Origin of the sequence: Clostridium sp. CAG:265 (genome assembly GCF_000436575.1) — a bacterium.
GTDB lineage: Bacteria > Bacillota > Clostridia > Clostridiales > Clostridiaceae > Clostridium > Clostridium lentum.
The window spans coordinates 34260-35462 of record NZ_FR886627.1; the positions used below are offsets into that span (position 1 = coordinate 34260).

Consider the following 1203-nt stretch of genomic DNA (forward strand, 5'->3'; position numbering starts at 1 on the left):
ACTCATTTATTTTTTCTACTTTTTCACTTTCTAAAGTTATCACCTTTAATTTAGATTTAACTCTTAAGGAAGTAGGTCTATATTTTTTACCAATATATTTTTCATTTACTGTTGAATACTTAGGTGTTTCTTTAAAATATTCCTTCCAAAACTCTTCATCCTTCTTAAATCTTTTTGAATCTTTATATGCTAAATCTGCTTCAAGTAATGGAATAAATGGTGCTGGTGGTTTTGGTAATTCTTTATTATCTCTCATAGCTGCATATACATCCATAACATCTCTTATAAAAACAGTTAGTCCCCATGCATCCATGGCTACATGATTTACTTTTACATAAACACCAATTAAGTTATCTTTAGCTTTAATTATTGTGATATCATACATTTCTAAATCTTTATATTTAAATGCTGTACCTGTCCAGTCAGTAAGCTTTTTATCAATTTGCTCTTTAGATAAATGGGTAAAATCTACTACCTTTACTTTTTTAGGCTCTTCTGTAGACACATATTGCTTAATAACGCCATCGATTTTTTTTAATCTAAGTCTTAATGCATCCATTCTCCAAATCGATTTATATAGTGCATTTTCTAACAAATCAATATTAATTTCTTCTTCTATCCATAAAGCCGCTCCTATATTTACTACACTTTTTTTTGGCGAGTATTTTAAAGCAAAATACATAACATCTTGAGATAATGTTAAATCATAGTACTTAATATTTTCCATTAATTAATCCCCCTACCTTTAAGCTTATTTGATTTATTTTCCATCATCAGTGTTTTACCATTTATACTAACTATTATAAAAATAACATTGCTTTCATTATAAATTATTTTTACATTTATTTCAATATTTTCAATAATAAGTAAATAATTTTTGTGTTTTTTATGATGATTAAGTCTATTTGCTTGTAATCGTTTACTTTATTAGTGAAAAATAAAAAAAATAGCACACGTAATTAGATTTCTCTAAAAACGTGTACTATCTATTATGAACCTATTAAGTTCTGTTTCTTAATGTTCACTCAAAAAAAAGTCTCGAAAAAAACGCCATCAACCTCTAACCTAAATATCATCAAGCTTTATGCCCACTTTTTCATCATCAGTAATAAAAAAGTATCGAAAAAATATTTTTGTATTTTTAAGAAGTTATCCACAGGGGCAACCTTCGGTTGCAGAGAAAAGGGTTCCTCAATCATAAAA

1 protein-coding gene is annotated in these 1203 nt (G+C 27.0%); it reads right to left on the reverse strand.

Translation table 11 applies throughout. The features are described from left to right. Positions 1–727: condensation domain-containing protein (locus tag Q5O29_RS08525; protein WP_302631974.1), on the reverse strand; the 727-nt coding region annotated here is incomplete at its 3' end. Positions 728–1203: the final 476 nt, after the last annotated feature.